Origin of the sequence: Streptomyces sp. NRRL S-1022 (assembly GCF_000720135.1) — a bacterium.
Lineage (GTDB): Bacteria > Actinomycetota > Actinomycetes > Streptomycetales > Streptomycetaceae > Streptomyces.
Window position 1 is genome coordinate 29,800 of the sequence record NZ_JOIU01000025.1, and the last position, 15,257, is coordinate 45,056.

A 15,257-nucleotide genomic window follows, 5' to 3' on the forward strand; every position below is an offset into this window, starting at 1 on the left:
TTTATGGTCAGTGTGACGATAAAGGGGGATGGTGATCTCATGCCGAAACACGCGGCCACCGGCACACTGCTCGGGCTCGCGCTCGGGGACGCCCTCGGCTACCCGACCGAGTTCAAGACCGTGCCGCTGATCCTGTCGATGTTCGGGCCCTGGCGGGAGCTGGAGCTGTCACAGCGCGCCCGGGTCTCCGACGACACGCAGATGACCCTCGCGGTCGGGCGCGCGCTCGCCACGGCCCTGGAGCGCGGGCCCCTCACGCCCGAGCGGCTGGAGCCGCTCCTGCGCGAGGAGTTCGTGGACTGGTACCGGTCACCGGAGAACAACCGCGCCCCGGGCAACACCTGCCTGACCGCGTGCGGCCTGCTGGCCGGCGAGGGCCGGGCCTGGCAGGACGCCAGCCAGACCGGCTCCAAGGGCTGCGGCGCCAACATGCGAGTCGCGCCCGTCGGCCTCGTCCCCGGACTGACCGACGAACAGCGCGCCGGCGCCGCCCAGTTGCAGGCCGCGCTCACCCACGGCCACCCCACCGCGCTGGCCGCCTCCGACCTCACCGCCCACGCCGTCCACCTGCTCGCCCGGGGCACCGACCCGGCCGGGCTCGTCGGCCGGCTGCGCTCGTACGCCCTGGACCACCGCACCCGCTACGACCACACCTGGCTCGGCGACCTGTGGACCCGCTCCCAGGACCCCACCCCCGAGCACTTCATCGCGCGCGGCTGGGACGAGTGCCTGGAGATCCTCGGCCGCCTCCAGGAGGCCGTGCGGACCGTCTCCCCGGAGAGCGACCCGTGCCTGGCCACCGGCGAGGGCTGGATCGCCGAGGAGGCCCTCGCCACCGGTCTGCTGAGCTTCCTGCTCTTCCCGGACGAGCCGGTGACCGCGCTGCGCCGGGCCGCCTGCACCGCCGGCGACTCCGACTCCCTCGCCTGCCTCACCGGCGCCTTCGCGGGCGCCTGGCTGGGCGTGGACGTCTGGCCCGCCGACTGGACCGGGCGGATCGAGTACCGAGGCGACCTGTTGGCCCTCGGAGCGCTCTGGGACGCTTAGCCCCATGATCGACGACCTCGACATCGACCTGACCCCGGTGGTCGCGGAACAGCCCGACCCGCTGCTGTTCGCCACCGTCTCCGGAGCCCACCTGTACGGCTTCCCCTCGCAGGACTCCGACGTGGACCTGCGGGGCGTCCACCTGCTCCCCGCCGCCGACCTCGTCGGGCTGCACGAGCCGGAGGAGACCCGCTCGCGGGCCTGGGTCCGCTACGGCGTCGAGCTGGACCTCGTCACCCACGACCTGCGCAAGTTCGTCCGGCTGATGCTCCGCCGCAACGGCTATGTGCTGGAGCAGCTGCTGTCGCCCCTGGTCGTGCACACCTCCGAGGCGCACCGGGAGCTGGCCGCCCTGGCCCCCGGCGTCCTCACCAGCCACCACGCCCACCACTACCGCGGGTTCGCGGTGACCCAGTGGCGGCTGTTCGAGAAGACCGGCGAACTCAAGCCGCTGCTCTACACCTTCCGCGTGCTGCTCACCGGCGTCCACCTCATGCGCAGCGGCGAGGTCCAGGCCCATCTGCCCACGCTCCTGGAGCAGGTCGGCGGGCCCGGCTACCTGCCCGAGCTGATAGCCGCCAAGGGGGAGCGGGAGCACGGCAGGGCCGACATCGACCACGCGCGCGCGGAGGCCGACGTGGAGCGGCTGCACGCCGTGCTCGACGAGGCGCAGGCCGGTTCAGCCCTGCCCGAAGCGGCCGGCGCCCACGACGCCCTGCACGACCTGGTGGTCCGGCTCCGCCTGGACTGCTGAGGCCCGCCGCACCCGGTACAGGAAGCCGGCCACGCGTGCCTGGTCCGGCTCCGGCGGCAGCGGGCTGCCCCGCAGGGCCTCCTCGCCCTCGGCCGCCAGCCGGACCATCCAGGCCTCGGCCCGTGTCCACGGCACCTCGCCGCGCTTCACCGCCAGCAGGGACTCGCGGCACTCGCCGACGTCGATCCGCAGCTCGCCGGTGCGCAGCAGGTCCCGGGCGCTCATCAGCAGGCGCAGCAGGTGCATCGCGTGCTTCCAGCGCGGGGCGCCCGTGGTGCGGATGTCGGCCTCCAGCTTCTTGCGCTGGCCGAGGGCGTAGCGGGTGAAGGTGGCGTAGGCCTGCCGGGACAGGAAGGCGCCGCGCAGGGACAGCAGCTCGCGGCCGGTGTCGTCCAGGTGCTCCACCAGCGGGGAGTGCAGGCACTCCAGGATGTTCGGGTTGCCGCGCAGCGCCAGCTCGCAGAACCGCTCCAGCTCCCAGGAGAACTGCTCCTCACCCGGCCCGTCCACGTGCGTCGGCGGCTTCTCGAACCGCCAGAACAGCGGGGTCGGCGCGAGGAACACCCCGCGCCGGTCGGTGTCGCTGGCGTCCGTCGCCAGGCCGAAGGCGCGGGAGCCCATGACACAGGCGTAGATCGTGTGGTCGCGTACCAGGTCCTGCGGCTGCATCCCCGGAGCGTACGTGGCCCCCTCAGTGCAGGCGGATCGATTTTCCGTCCACCGTGATCGAGCGTCCGGGCAGCGGCCTGGTCGCCGGACCGTGGGCCACCGACCCGTCGTCGATCCGGAACCTGCTGCCGTGGCAGGGGCAGTCGATGGTGCCGTCCGCCACCGCGTTCACCGTGCAGCCCTGGTGCGTGCAGATCGCCGAGAAAGCCTTGAAGTCGCCCTTCTTGGGCTGGGTGACCACCACCTTCTCCTTCTTGAACACCTTGCCGCCGCCCTCCGGGATGTCGCTCGTCCGCGCCAGCGCCTTCCCGTCGGCAGCCGTTTCCTCCGCGGCCGGTGACATCGACATCGACGCGGGCATCGACGCGGGCATCGACGGCGACGGCGGGGAAGACGCCGGAGCGGCCTCGCCCGCGTCCTTGCCGCCGCATCCCACGCATCCCATGGCGAGCGCACCGGCGCCCGAGGCGAGAACTGTCCGCCGTGTCGCTGGCTGGGGCATGTCAGACCTCCGTACAGACGTGCATACCGGTGGATACCGGAACGTACGCATCGTCTCAGCGGGCGAGCGGCGCACGCTCGCCCCGCGCGGGCTGACTAGGCTGGACGGACCAAGAACCAGACACGCACGTCAGCGAGGAGCAGCGCCGTGGCGGTACGAGCGGTCCGGGGGGCCGTGCAACTGGAGCGGGACGAGGCCGGCCACATGGAGGAGCGGGTCGGGGCCCTGCTCACCGCCGTCCTGGAGCGGAACGGGCTGACCGCCGACGACCTGATCAGCATCTGGTTCACGGCCACCCCCGACCTGCACAGCGACTTCCCGGCCGCCGCCGCCCGCGGGCTCGGCATCCTCGACGTCCCCCTGATCTGCGCCCAGGAGCTGGACATCGAGGGCGCCATGCCCCGGGTCGTACGGATCCTCGCGCACATCGAGTCGGACACGCCGCGCACCGACATCCACCACGTCTACCTCGGCGCCGCGGCCGCCCTGCGCAAGGACATCGCCCAGTGAGAACCGCACTCGTCATCGGTACCGGCCTGATCGGCACCTCCGCCGCCCTGGCCCTCGTCCAGCGCGGGGTCACCGTCCACCTCGCCGACCACGACCCCGGCCAGGCCCGCACCGCCGCCGCGCTGGGCGCCGGCACCGACGAGGCCCCCGAGGGCCCGGTCGACCTCGCGATCGTGGCCGCCCCGCCCGCCCACGTGGCCCGGGTGCTCGCCGACGCCATGCGCCGGGGCGTGGCCCGCGGCTACGTCGACGTCGCCAGCGTCAAGGGCGGCCCCCGCCGCGAGCTGGAGGCGCTCGGCCTGGACCTCACCGCGTACATCGGCAGCCACCCCATGTCGGGCCGGGAGAAGTCCGGCCCGCTGGCCGCCACCGGCGACCTCTTCGAGGGCCGCCCCTGGGTGCTCACCCCGACCCGGGACACCGACACCGAGGTGCTGAACCTCGCCCTGGAACTGGTCTCGCACTGCCGGGCCGTCCCGGTCGTCATGGACGCCGACGCCCACGACCGCGCCGTCGCCCTCGTCTCCCACATGCCCCACCTGGTGTCCAGCCTGGTCGCCGCGCGCCTGGAGCACGCCGAGGAGGTGGCCGTACGACTGTGCGGGCAGGGCATCCGGGACGTGACCCGGATCGCCGCCTCCGACCCGCGCATGTGGATCGACATCCTGTCCGCGAACCCGGGACCGGTCGCCGACCTGCTCTCCGACGTCGCCGCCGACCTGGACGAGACGGTCCGGGCGCTGCGCGCCCTGCAGTCCTCCGACGAGGACAAGCGCGGCGAGGGCACCGCCGGCATCGAGGACGTGCTGCGCCGCGGGAACGCGGGCCAGGTGCGGGTACCCGGCAAGCACGGCAGCGCCCCGCGCGTGTACGAGACCGTCGTCGTCCTCATCGACGACCAGCCCGGCCAGCTCGCCCGGATCTTCGCGGACGCGGGCCGGGCCGGGGTCAACATCGAGGACGTCCGGATCGAGCACGCCACCGGGCAGCAGGCCGGACTGGTCCAGCTGAGCGTGGAGCCGAAGGCGGCGGGGCCGCTGACCGCCGCGCTGCGGGAGCGCGGCTGGGCGCTGCGGCAGTAGCACGGCCGCACGCGTCCGGACGAGTGACCCGCACCCAGTAACCTTGTGCGGGGCGCTCTCGCTCCCCGCCTCCCGACCGCACCGCACCAGGAAGGTGTCCCCCCGTGGAAAACGGCGCCGCCCCGACCGCCAAGCCCGTGATCGTCGCGATCGACGGTCCCTCCGGCACGGGCAAGTCGAGCACGTCGAAGGCCGTGGCCGCGCAGCTCGGCCTCAGCTACCTGGACACCGGTGCCCAGTACCGGGCGATCACCTGGTGGATGGTGACCAACGGCATCGACCTGGAGGACCCGACCGCCATCGCGGCCGTCGCCGGCAAGCCGGAGATCGTCTCCGGCACCGACCCGGCCGCCCCGGCCATCTCGGTCGACGGCGTCGACGTCGCCGGCCCGATCCGCACCCAGGAGGTCACCTCCAAGGTCAGCGCGGTCAGCGCGGTGCCCGAGGTGCGCGCCCGGATCACCGAGCTGCAGCGCTCGCTGGCCGCCGCCGCGGAGCACGGCATCGTGGTCGAGGGCCGGGACATCGGTACGACCGTCCTCCCGGACGCCGACCTGAAGATCTTCCTCACCGCTTCCCCGGAGGCCCGTGCGGCCCGCCGCAGCGGTGAGCTGAAGGGCGCCGACCTGCACGCCACCCGCGAGGCCCTGATCAAGCGGGACGCGGCCGACTCCAGCCGCAAGACCTCGCCGCTCGCCAAGGCCGGCGACGCGGTCGAGGTGGACACCACCGAGCTCACTCTCGCCCAGGTCATCGAGTGCGTCGTCACCCTGGTCGAGGAGAAGCGAGCCGGGAAGTGACCGAGCCGTCCGTGCCCTCGGAGCGGGGGGCCGAGGTCGGGCGGCGCATCGGCGTCGGCCTGATGTACGGCCTGTGGAAGCCGCGTGTGCTCGGCGCCTGGCGGGTGCCGGCCACCGGCCCGGTGATCCTCGCCGTGAACCACTCCCACAACATCGACGGCCCGATGGTGATGGGCGTGGCGCCGCGCCCCACCCACTTCTTGATCAAGAAGGAGGCCTTCGTCGGCCCGCTGGACGCCTTCCTGACCGGCATCGGCCAGCTGAAGGTGGACCGCACGGCCGCCGACCGCACCGCGATCGGCCGGGCCCTCGGCGTGCTGGCGGCCGGGGGAGTGCTGGGCATCTTCCCGGAGGGCACCCGGGGCGAGGGCGACTTCGCCGCGCTGCGGGCCGGGCTCGCCTACTTCGCGGTGCGCAGCGGGGCACCGATCGTGCCCGTGGCCGTCCTGGGAAGCTCCGGGCGGCCCGGACGGTTGACCAAGGCGCTGCCCCCGCTGCGCTCCCGGATCGACGTCGTCTTCGGCGACCCGTTCGAGGCGGGCGACGGCTCCGGGCGGCGTACGCGCAAGGCGCTGGACGAGGCGACCGAGCGCATCCGCAAGCAGCTCATCAGCCACCTGGAAAACGCCGGGCGCCTGACCGGGCGCTAGGCGACACTTGAGTAGTGGATCAGCCCATGCGGGGCTTTTCCACCGATCACCACGAATGAACGACGAGGTACGGACTTCATGAACGACGACATCCAGCCCGGCGACTCGGCTGAGCACGAGTACGACCACGGGGCTCTCGGCGACGCCGAGTACGCGGAGTTCATGGAGCTCGCCGCGGTAGAGGGCTTCGACATCGAGGACGTCGAGGGCGCCATCGAGGCGGCGGGCCACGGCCCGCTGCCCGTGCTCGCCGTCGTCGGCCGCCCCAATGTCGGCAAGTCGACCCTGGTGAACCGGATGATCGGCCGCCGCGAGGCGGTCGTGGAGGACCGTCCGGGCGTCACCCGCGACCGCGTCACCTACGAGGCCGAGTGGGCCGGCCGCCGCTTCAAGGTCGTCGACACCGGCGGCTGGGAGCAGGACGTCCTCGGCATCGACGCCTCCGTGGCCGCGCAGGCCGAGTACGCGATCGAGGCGGCCGACGCGGTCGTCTTCGTGGTCGACGCCAAGGTCGGCGCCACCGACACCGACGAGGCGGTCGTCCGGCTGCTGCGCAAGGCCGGCAAGCCGGTCGTGCTCTGCGCCAACAAGGTCGACGGCCCCAGCGGCGAGGCCGACGCGGCCTACCTGTGGAACCTCGGCCTCGGCGAGCCCCACCCGGTCTCGGCCCTGCACGGCCGCGGCACCGGCGACATGCTCGACGCCGTCCTCGACGTCCTGCCGGACGCCCCCGAGCAGTCCTTCGGCACCGCGATCGGCGGCCCCCGCCGCATCGCCCTGATCGGCCGCCCGAACGTCGGCAAGTCCTCGCTGCTGAACAAGGTGGCCGGCGAGGAGCGGGTCGTCGTCAACGAGCTGGCGGGCACCACCCGCGACCCGGTCGACGAGTTGATCGAACTCGGTGGCAAGACGTGGAAGTTCGTGGACACCGCCGGCATCCGCAAGCGGGTCCACCTCCAGCAGGGCGCCGACTACTACGCCTCGCTGCGCACGGCCGCCGCCGTGGAGAAGGCCGAGGTCGCCGTCGTCCTGATCGACGCCTCCGAGAACATCTCCGTGCAGGACCAGCGGATCGTCACCATGGCGGTCGACGCGGGCCGCGCGCTGGTCCTCGCCCTCAACAAGTGGGACACCCTCGACGAGGAGCGCCGCTACTACCTGGAGCGGGAGATCGAGACCGAGCTGGGCCAGGTCGCCTGGGCGCCCCGGGTCAACGTCTCGGCGCGCACCGGCCGGCACATGGAGAAGCTGGTCCCGGCGATCGAGACCGCGCTGGCCGGCTGGGAGACGCGCGTCCCCACGGGCCGCCTGAACGCCTTCCTCGGCGAGCTGGTCTCGGCCCACCCGCACCCCGTCCGGGGCGGCAAGCAGCCGCGCATCCTGTTCGGTACCCAGGCCGGCACCAAGCCCCCGCGGTTCGTGCTCTTCGCCTCCGGCTTCATCGAGGCGGGCTACCGGCGCTTCATCGAGCGCCGGCTGCGCGAGGAGTTCGGCTTCGAGGGCACCCCGATCCACATCTCGGTGCGGGTGCGCGAGAAGCGCGGCGCGAAGAAGAAGTAACGGCCGTACGCCGTGAAGGGCGGCCCCCCCGGCTCTGACGGGGGGCCGCCCTTCACGTCCGGGCGCCTGTCACGCGCCCCGGCGCTGTCCCGGCGGCAGGGCCACGGCCGGGACATAGTGCATCCCGGTCTCGTGCTGCCGGCCGAGCGTGCCGACCCGCTGCCACTGCGACTGCTGCCGGGCGCTGTAGGCCCCCGCGCTGTAGGCGCTGTACGAGCTGCTGAACGACCCCGGCCGGTGGCCGCCGTACGTGCCCGAGGCGTCCGGGAGGTCCCCGAAGGCGCTGAACCTCAGCCCCTCCTCGCCGCTGCGGTCGCCCGGCAGCGTACGGAAGGCCTTGACCCACTCCGCGTAGAGCGAGTCGTAGATCGGCGTGGCCGACGGTCCACCGGCGGGCTCGTGCGCCGCCCGGGCGGACGGCACGGACGAAAAGGACCGGCGGGGAGGAGTGTCGTATGCGTGCACGTATGTCCAAACGACGGGGACGTCAAAGGGATGCGGTCCGGCAACCCCTGAGGGTCACGAACCGCCGTTGCCGCCGCCCGGTGTGCGGTGGTCAGGTACCGGCGAGCGGCAGCGCCACGGCGACCAACTTCCCGTTGGCGGCGGCCTTGTCCAGCGCGTCCCGCAGCAGGTCCTCCCGGGGCTGACGGCCGATCGAGCCCACCGGCGCCGCGTACATCAGCACCTGCTGGTGCTTGTTGGCGGCGGCCCGCCAGCTGTCGGTCACCTGCAGCGGCTGGTGCGCCTGCCACCAGGCGACCGGCTGTCCGCCGTGCGCCGAGGGCTGCAGCACCGCGTGCAGCTGGCCCATGGCCAGCAGGACGGACCAGCCGTGCAGCACCGGCGGGACGGACGCCAGCTCGGTCACCGGCATGAAGCCCTGCTCGATGAGGAGCGGGAGGAAGTCGTCACCGGCCGTGATGGTGCCCGGGCGGGCGATGGGCGAGGTCGGCTCGACGAGGAGCGCCGGGTGCAACTCGCCGTGGATCAGGACGAGTCCGCTGGTCACCCCGAGTACGGCCTGCTCGGGCACGGCCCTGTGCGGTGCGCCGCCGGCCAGGTCGCCGGCGCCGATGGACCGGACGGCGCCCTGCAGCTGCTCCTCCGTCACCTGGACGACCTGCGAGGGCAGGCAGCTGGCGTGGGCGAAGGCGAGGACGGCGGTCTCGTCGCCGACGAACAGGACGGTGCTGGTGCGCTCCTGCTCGGAGTCGCCCGGGGTGCGACAGGACGTGCAGTCGTAACTGCCCGGGGCGTTCTCTCCGGCGAGCAGCCGGTCGGCTTCTTCGTCGCCGATCTCGGCGCGTACGGCGTCGCTGACGTCGAGCATGCGCGGCACGGGTGGCTCCCTCGGGATGCGGGGCTGGGGTCGGCCGGGTGGCTCCCGGCCGATGAGCCCCGGGGCTCAGGGCTCATGAAGAAGACAACGGGCGTCCTGTGGTGGGGGTCACGCCCCGAGGGGGAACGGTTCGAAGCTTCCACCACACAGCGTCACTGTACGTGACTGTTCGAACCCTTTCCGTCAGCGCCGTGCATGGTCAAGGAACTTGAAGGGGTGATGTGGGTCACGGTTTACGCAGGGTGGTGGTCGACAAATCAGGAAATCGGCGCATGTAGTGGGTGACCGGAAATCGCCGATACCTGCGGTAACAGCCAACTGGCCTGGAAGGACTCGGAGTTGGTTGATCCGGGCCGCTCGTCCTCCCTACATTCCTCCGCCGTGTGCAACGAGCACCGCTCGGGAACGTCCGCCGGCCGGCACAGGCAGAGCAGAATCGCCGACACCGGCCACGGCGGACGGGGCGGACGCGCCGAACCGCGGCCCTACGCGGCGACGCGCGCCCCGCCTTGGGGGAGCCCGGGTTCGTGGAGAGGGAACTACATGTCCGAGTGTGCCGATACCACCCGCAACACCGCCCGTCCCGACGGCGCGCGTCCCGACGGCGCCCGCAAGGGCCGTACGGCGGCCGCGCTCGCCGGAGCCGCGCTGCTGGCCCCGCTGGGACTGCTGGCCGCGACCGGCGACGCCACCGCGGCGGACAACGGGGTGTGGGACCGCATCGCCCAGTGCGAGAGCGGCGGCAACTGGCACATCAACACCGGCAACGGCTACTACGGCGGACTCCAGTTCTCCGCCTCGACCTGGCGCGCGTACGGCGGCACCGCCTACGCCCCGACGGCCGACCAGGCCTCCAGGAGCGCGCAGATCGCCGTCGCCACCAAGGTCCAGGGCGCCCAGGGCTGGGGTGCCTGGCCCGTCTGCTCGGGACGGGCCGGGGCCTCCGGCGGCGCCCCCGCGGCCGCCCACGGCGACTCCTCCGGTACGGCGGCCTCCCGCGGCGGCGCGACGACGCGGTCCGCCCCCGTGCGGTCCGCCCCGGCGAAGGCCCCGGCGAAGGCGCCGGAACACCCGGCGGCCACCTCAGGGCGCGCCGCCTCGCACGGTGACTACACCGTCCGCGAGGGCGACACCCTGAGCATCATCGCGGCCCGGCACGGGACCAGCTGGCAGCGGATCTACGCCGCCAACAAGGCCGTCATCGGCGACGACCCCGATCTGATCGTGCCCGGCCAGCGCCTCGCGCTCTGAGGCCCGGACCCGACTCGGCCGACAGGCGCCGTCCCGGCGGGGACGGCGCCTGCCGGCGTCCGGCGATTGTGTGCCGAATCCGTGAAAATTCCCCTCCGGCGTCAACCTGACCGCCGACGCGGCGGATTGCGCGGACAAACGCGTCCGGGGTCGCCCCGGTCACCGGTCGCGGCGCTTTACTCGGGGGAATTCGGAACGGCTCTCCGACACGCATGAATTCTGCTCGATTACCCCGGTAAGCCGAACGGAAACCCCCGTACGGGTGACGGAGTTCGAGCAAAGCGCGGCCCCGCAGGCTGTGACAGAAGTGTGACGGGAGACTGACCCTTCTCTTACCCGCACCGCCGGACTAGCGTGGCCGCATGGCACCGAATCCCACTCCGCAGGCGGAGCCCCAGGACAGTCCGGACGGGTACGTCGGCCTCGACGCCGCGCACGCCCAGCGGCTCGCCCGGCAGCGCGGATGGCCGACGGTACGGTCCCTGCCGCCGGACGCGATCATCACCATGGAGTACCGGGCCGGACGGCTGAACTTCGAGGTGCGGGACGGCCGGGTGGCCCGTGCCTGGAAGGGCTGACCCCCCTCCCGGTCCGGACACGCGTACGGCGAAGGCCCCGCTCCTCCTCGGGAGCGGGGCCTTCGCCGTGGCGCGGGGCGGGGCGGTGTGCGTACCGGAACCCGCCGCCGTCGCGGCCGTCAGCCGCCGGTCAGCGGGCGGGCCGACGGGGACGTGCCGCGCGGCACGCGGTCGGCGTGCGCGAGACGGTCGGCGTGCGGCGGGCGGCGGCTGCCCGCCGGGGTGACCGGGGTGCGCTCCGACCGGGCCGTGTGCGGCCCCGGCGCCAGGTGCGCCAGGCCCCGGGAGGCCCGGGTCGGGGAGACCGGCTCGCGGACCGGCACCGGCTGTCCGGCCGGCACCCCGCGGGTCTTGAGCAGCACCGGCCTGACGGGGACGGCCGGTTCGGGCGCGGGCAGGCCGCGGCGGTCGCGCCAGCGGTCGCGCAGGTCGAACAGCCACAGCTCCGCCTTGGTGATCAGCGGCTCGCACCAGGGCAGCGCGAGCAGGATCAGCAGACCCGCGGCCCAGCCCAGCAGCACGTCGCTCAGCCAGTGCGTACCGAGGTAGACGGTGGTGAGGCCGACGCCGAGCGAGGTGACGGCGGAGAGGGCCGACAGCCAGCGGCGCGCTCTCGGGCTGGAGGCCAGATACGCCAGGATTCCCCAGGTCACGACCGCGTTGGCGGTGTGGCCGCTGGGGAATATATCGCCGCCCAGGCCCATCTCGTTCGAGCCGATCACGGTGGCGTAGTGCGGACCGAGCCGGCCCATGCCGAGCTTGGCGGCGCCGACCGTGATGTTCAGCAGCAGCAGCGAGGCGGCCAGGGTGAGCAGCGGGCGCAGGGTGTGCTGCCGCCAGGAGCGCCAGCCGAGCCAGGCCGCGACCATCACGGCGGTGGGGCCGCGCTGGCCCAGCACCACGTAGTAGTCGAGGAACGCGTGGATCTCGGGCCACTGCTGGTACGGCCGGAAGAACATGACCTGCCAGTCCAGCCGGACCAGCCAGGAGGTGGTCACCACGGCCCACACGATCGCCAGGTAGAAAGCCAGGGTCGCCGAGAACAGGACGACCCGGTGCCGGCTCATCCTCGGCACATCGATGTGGGCCGGTCGTTCCGGCTCACGGTCCAGTCTGGCGAACACCCGGTCCAGACGCCGGGTGAGGTTTCGTTCGGTACGCACCCAATCGACGTTACAGCGAGTGAGCGGTGTTCCCGGTCGAAACAGCGGCTTTGTGATGACGATGTGATGTGGGAAACGTCTCAAGGGCGCGCCGAATTCCCGGGATTCCGCAATCCGGGGACACCGATCGGGCCAATTCCTTTGATCATGCCGGGTGTTGTTTATATGGCGCTTATGAATGTGTTAACCCGGCCCTGGCGTGGAATTTTCCGGGGCGTCATCGGCCGGCCGGGTGGATCACGGCGGGCCGGAGCCGTTCAGCCAGAACGCCCCGTAGACCGCCGCCACGACCGCCAACCCCGCGATGACCAGGGCCGATCGGGAGGTGCGCAGCCGGGCCAGGGCGCCGGCGAGCGGCAGCAGCACCGGGAAGGCGGGCATCAGCAGCCGCGGCTTGGAGCCGAAGTAGCTCGACGCGCACAGGGCGAGAGCGAGCACGACCCCCGTGTACACCAGCAGGACGACCGGCTGGCGCCCGCGGACTCCGGTGACGTAGAGCCAGATCAGCAGGGCCACCCCGGCGATCAGGCCGACGCCGGCGAGGGCGGACGGAAATGACGTGAACTTGTCGGCCACGAAGCGGGCGAAGGCGTAGCCGCCGTCGAACCCGTTGCGCCACCCGGCCTGGACGTCCAGGTAGCCGAGCGGGCCCCGGCCGGTGCGCCGGCCGACCCACAGGACGTACCCGGCGGCGCCGAGCGGGGCGAGCAGCATGCCCAGCGCGCGGCGCCGGACGAGGGTGCGTTCGTGGTGGTGCGCGCCCGGCGCGTGCCGCGTGCCGCGCTCTCGCACGAAAGAGACCACGCCCGCCGTCCACACCGCGGCGACCACCGCCAGCCCCACCGGCCGGGTCAGCCCCGCCAGCGCCGCCAGCGCGCCCGCGCTCACCCACCGCCCGGTCAGCACCGCGTACAGCGACCAGGCCGCCAGCGCGGTGAACAGCGACTCGCTGTACGCCATCGACTGCACGATCCCGACCGGCAGCACCGCCCACAGCAGCACCGCGCACAGGCCGACCCGCGGCCCGTACACCCGGTCCGCGACCGCGAAGATCCCGGCCGCGGCGGCCACCGAGGCCAGCAGGCTCACCGCGAACCCGGCATCCGCGTACGACAGCGGGGCGAGCGCGTGCCCCAGCCGCTCCAGCCACGGCAGCAGCGGGAAGAACGCCAGGTTGGAGTGGACGTCCCCGTTCGGCAGCCGCACCTCGTAGCCGTAGCCCAGGTCGGCGACCCGGGTGTACCAGAGGGAGTCCCAGCGGGCGGTCAGCAGGGTGTACGCGCTCTTGCCGTGCGCGGCGCTCCACACCGCCAGCACGAGCAGCCCCAGGGCGCGGACCGCCGCATAGCCCAGCAGGGCCGGCGCCGCCCGGCGCAGGAGGGGGGCGCGGGCGGTGTCCACGCGCGTCGCGAGATCGGTCACGGGCTCGATTATCGACCGCCCCCGACACCGGACCGGTCGCCGGGTGGGGGTCAAGAGGGGAGGGCGTGGCGTACGCCACACGGGTTCCGTCGTGCGTGTGAGAGGTCCGCCACGTGGCCCCCGGGTGAACTCGCGTACGCTGGCGAGTCACCCGCGTGGGTTCGCGCGGGCCGGAGACACCGCTCCTCTCCGGCCGTACGACAGGGAGTCCCCACCCCGTCGGTCCGCCCCACGCGAGGGATCATCTGGGAGGTACGTACATGTCCGGGACGACCACGGCTGCCGTGCGGCAGCACCGTCGGGCGGCCGGGGCCGGTGCCAACCGGTGGGTCGTCCTCGTCGTCCTCTGCGCCAGCCTGCTGCTCGTCGCCCTCGACGCGACCGTGCTGCACGTGGCGGTCCCCGCCGTCACCGAGGACCTCAGGCCCGGCGCCGTGGAACTGCTCTGGATCGTCGACGTCTATCCGCTGGTCTGCGCCTCGCTGCTGATCCTCTTCGGCACCCTCGGCGACCGGGTCGGCCGCAGACGCGTCCTGCTGCTCGGCTACGGCCTGTTCGGCATCGCCTCCGCCGTGGCCGCGTTCGCGCAGACCGCCGAGACGCTCATCCTGGCCCGCGCGCTGCTCGGCGTCGGCGGCGCGATGATCATGCCCGCGACCCTGTCCATCCTCCGCCAGGTCTTCCCCGACCGGCGTGAGCGCGCCCTCGCCATAGGCGTCTGGAGCGCGGTCGCCGCGGTCGGCGCGGCGGTCGGACCGCTGCTCGGCGGCTTCCTGCTGGAGCACTTCTGGTGGGGTGCGGTCTTCCTGATCAACATCCCGCTGATGCTGGTCAGCCTGCCGGTGGGCCGGGCCCTGCTGCCCGAGTCCCGGGGCGACGGCGACGGCCCCTGGGACGTGACCGGCGCGCTGACGGCGGCGGCCGGGCTGTTCGGCGTGGTCCTCGGCGTGAAGCGGCTCGGCGGCGGGGAGGCGGCGGCGAGCCCCTTCACCGTGCTGCCGCTGCTGATCGGCGCGGCCCTCCTCGTCTTCTTCGTCCGGCGCCAGCGCCGGCGCCCGCATCCGCTGGTGGACCTGCGCATGTTCCGGCGGCCGGCGTTCAGCACCTCGGTGGGCTGCATCGTGCTGGCCATGCTGGCGCTGGTCGGCCTGGAGCTGATCGCCGCCCAGTACCTGCAACTGGTGCTCGGCCTGTCCCCGCTGGAGACCGGCCTCAGGCTGCTGCCCCTGACCCTCGCGGCCATGGCGGCGGGCCTGGCGGGCGCCCGCATGCTGCGCCGTTTCGGGCCGCGCCGGATGGTGTGCGCCGGCTTCTGCCTGACGGCCGCCGCGGTGCTGACGCTGACGGCCATGGGCGGCACCGACGACCCGGCGCTGCTGCTGTCCGGCTTCGTGCTGCTGGGCTTCGGACTGGAGACCACGCTGTTCGGCGCCTACGAGTCGATGCTGAGCGAGGCCCCGGCCGACCAGGCCGGCGGCGCGGCGGCGATCGGCGAGACGTCGTACCAGCTCGGCGCCGGCATCGGCATCGCGCTGCTGGGCAGCGTGATGAACGCGGCCTACACACCGGGGCTGCGCTCGGTCCCGGGTGTGCCGCGGGGTGCCTCGGACGCGGCGGGCCACTCGCTCGGCGAGGCCTACGAGGTCGCCGGCCGGCTCGGCGGAACCGCCGGGGCCGCCCTGCGCCGGGCGGCGCGGGACTCCTTCGTGCACGGGCTGCACGTGACCCTGCTGGTGAGCGCGGGGCTGTTGCTGCTGGGCGGGGTGATGGCGCTGCGGCTGCCGTGGGTCATGCAGTGCGGGGAGGAGCCGGCCGGGGCCGAGGTGGGGCTGCCGGCGCCGCGGGAGGCGGAGGCGGCGGCCGGGAAGCCGCGGGTCACCGCCTGATCCCCTCTGGACGTGCGGGACACTGCACCGTAACGTCGGCC

At 73.2% G+C, this 15,257-nt stretch carries 16 protein-coding genes; 10 read left to right on the plus strand and 6 right to left on the minus strand.

Going from position 1 to position 15,257, the window contains the following annotated elements; genetic code table 11:
- The first annotated feature begins 39 nt into the window (after positions 1-39).
- Positions 40-1,047, plus strand: coding sequence for an ADP-ribosylglycohydrolase family protein (locus IG05_RS0131095; protein ID WP_107051454.1), 1,008 nt, complete (start codon positions 40-42; stop codon positions 1,045-1,047).
- Between the two features lie 4 nt (positions 1,048-1,051).
- Positions 1,052-1,801, plus strand: coding sequence for a DNA polymerase beta superfamily protein (locus tag IG05_RS0131100; RefSeq protein ID WP_030347374.1), 750 nt, complete (start codon positions 1,052-1,054; stop codon positions 1,799-1,801).
- On the opposite strand, the gene IG05_RS0131105 is transcribed toward IG05_RS0131100, so the two are convergent.
- Together IG05_RS0131105 and IG05_RS0131110 are read right to left on the minus strand one after the other, a co-directional pair.
- Positions 1,727-2,470 carry a DNA polymerase beta superfamily protein gene (locus IG05_RS0131105; protein WP_030347375.1) on the minus strand — a complete coding sequence of 248 codons (744 nt, stop codon included), beginning with the start codon at positions 2,468-2,470 and terminating at the stop codon, positions 1,727-1,729. The two genes, IG05_RS0131100 and IG05_RS0131105, sit on opposite strands and share 75 nt — an antisense overlap.
- A 22-nt stretch (positions 2,471-2,492) precedes the next feature.
- Positions 2,493-2,972: a Rieske (2Fe-2S) protein gene (locus tag IG05_RS0131110; RefSeq protein WP_030347376.1), complete on the minus strand. Its 480-nt coding sequence runs from the start codon at positions 2,970-2,972 to the stop codon at positions 2,493-2,495.
- A gap of 147 nt (positions 2,973-3,119) precedes the next feature.
- On the opposite strand from IG05_RS0131110, the gene aroH reads away from it, so the two are divergent.
- From aroH to der, 5 genes are all read left to right on the plus strand, one after another.
- On the plus strand, positions 3,120-3,482 hold the full coding sequence (gene aroH / locus IG05_RS0131115) for a chorismate mutase (RefSeq protein ID WP_030347377.1): 363 nt from the start codon (positions 3,120-3,122) through the stop codon (positions 3,480-3,482).
- The gene (locus IG05_RS0131120) at positions 3,479-4,564 is read left to right on the plus strand and encodes a prephenate dehydrogenase (protein WP_030347378.1); all 1,086 of its coding nucleotides are present in this window, start codon (positions 3,479-3,481) and stop codon (positions 4,562-4,564) included. The genes aroH and IG05_RS0131120 overlap by 4 nt, the downstream gene beginning before the upstream one ends.
- Before the next feature lie 104 nt (positions 4,565-4,668).
- Positions 4,669-5,364 carry a (d)CMP kinase gene (gene cmk / locus IG05_RS0131125; RefSeq protein ID WP_030347379.1) on the plus strand — a complete coding sequence of 232 codons (696 nt, stop codon included), beginning with the start codon at positions 4,669-4,671 and terminating at the stop codon, positions 5,362-5,364.
- A gap of 62 nt (positions 5,365-5,426) precedes the next feature.
- Complete coding sequence (locus IG05_RS0131130) at positions 5,427-6,014, plus strand: lysophospholipid acyltransferase family protein (protein WP_420707643.1); 588 nt, start codon at positions 5,427-5,429, stop codon at positions 6,012-6,014.
- A 78-nt stretch (positions 6,015-6,092) separates the two neighbouring features.
- Positions 6,093-7,574 carry a ribosome biogenesis GTPase Der gene (gene der / locus IG05_RS0131135; protein ID WP_030347381.1) on the plus strand — a complete coding sequence of 494 codons (1,482 nt, stop codon included), beginning with the start codon at positions 6,093-6,095 and terminating at the stop codon, positions 7,572-7,574.
- A 69-nt stretch (positions 7,575-7,643) separates the two neighbouring features.
- On the opposite strand, the gene IG05_RS0131140 is transcribed toward der, so the two are convergent.
- Positions 7,644-8,039, minus strand: a complete 396-nt coding sequence (locus IG05_RS0131140) for a hypothetical protein (protein WP_030347382.1) — start codon at positions 8,037-8,039, stop codon at positions 7,644-7,646.
- 91 nt (positions 8,040-8,130) lie between these two features.
- Positions 8,131-8,916: a hypothetical protein gene (locus IG05_RS0131145; RefSeq protein WP_030347383.1), complete on the minus strand. Its 786-nt coding sequence runs from the start codon at positions 8,914-8,916 to the stop codon at positions 8,131-8,133.
- 543 nt (positions 8,917-9,459) lie between these two features.
- Between IG05_RS0131145 and IG05_RS0131150 the strand changes: the two genes are divergently transcribed.
- Together IG05_RS0131150 and IG05_RS0131155 are read left to right on the plus strand one after the other, a co-directional pair.
- Positions 9,460-10,167, plus strand: a complete 708-nt coding sequence (locus IG05_RS0131150; protein ID WP_030347384.1) for a transglycosylase family protein — start codon at positions 9,460-9,462, stop codon at positions 10,165-10,167.
- A gap of 362 nt (positions 10,168-10,529) precedes the next feature.
- On the plus strand, positions 10,530-10,745 hold the full coding sequence (locus IG05_RS0131155; protein ID WP_030347385.1) for an I78 family peptidase inhibitor: 216 nt from the start codon (positions 10,530-10,532) through the stop codon (positions 10,743-10,745).
- A 119-nt stretch (positions 10,746-10,864) separates the two neighbouring features.
- Here the strand turns inward: IG05_RS0131155 and IG05_RS0131160 are convergent, their stop codons facing one another.
- Complete coding sequence (locus tag IG05_RS0131160; protein WP_030347386.1) at positions 10,865-11,908, minus strand: phosphatase PAP2 family protein; 1,044 nt, start codon at positions 11,906-11,908, stop codon at positions 10,865-10,867.
- Between the two features lie 237 nt (positions 11,909-12,145).
- A complete protein-coding gene (locus IG05_RS0131165; protein WP_030347387.1) occupies positions 12,146-13,330 on the minus strand; it encodes a glycosyltransferase family 39 protein in 1,185 nt (394 codons plus the stop codon).
- Positions 13,331-13,590: 260 nt separating this feature from the next.
- Here IG05_RS0131165 and IG05_RS0131170 point away from each other — a divergent pair, with 260 nt between their 5' ends.
- Entirely contained in the window at positions 13,591-15,216 is a 1,626-nt protein-coding gene (locus tag IG05_RS0131170) for an MFS transporter (protein ID WP_030347388.1), read from the plus strand.
- The last annotated feature ends 41 nt before the right edge of the window (positions 15,217-15,257 follow it).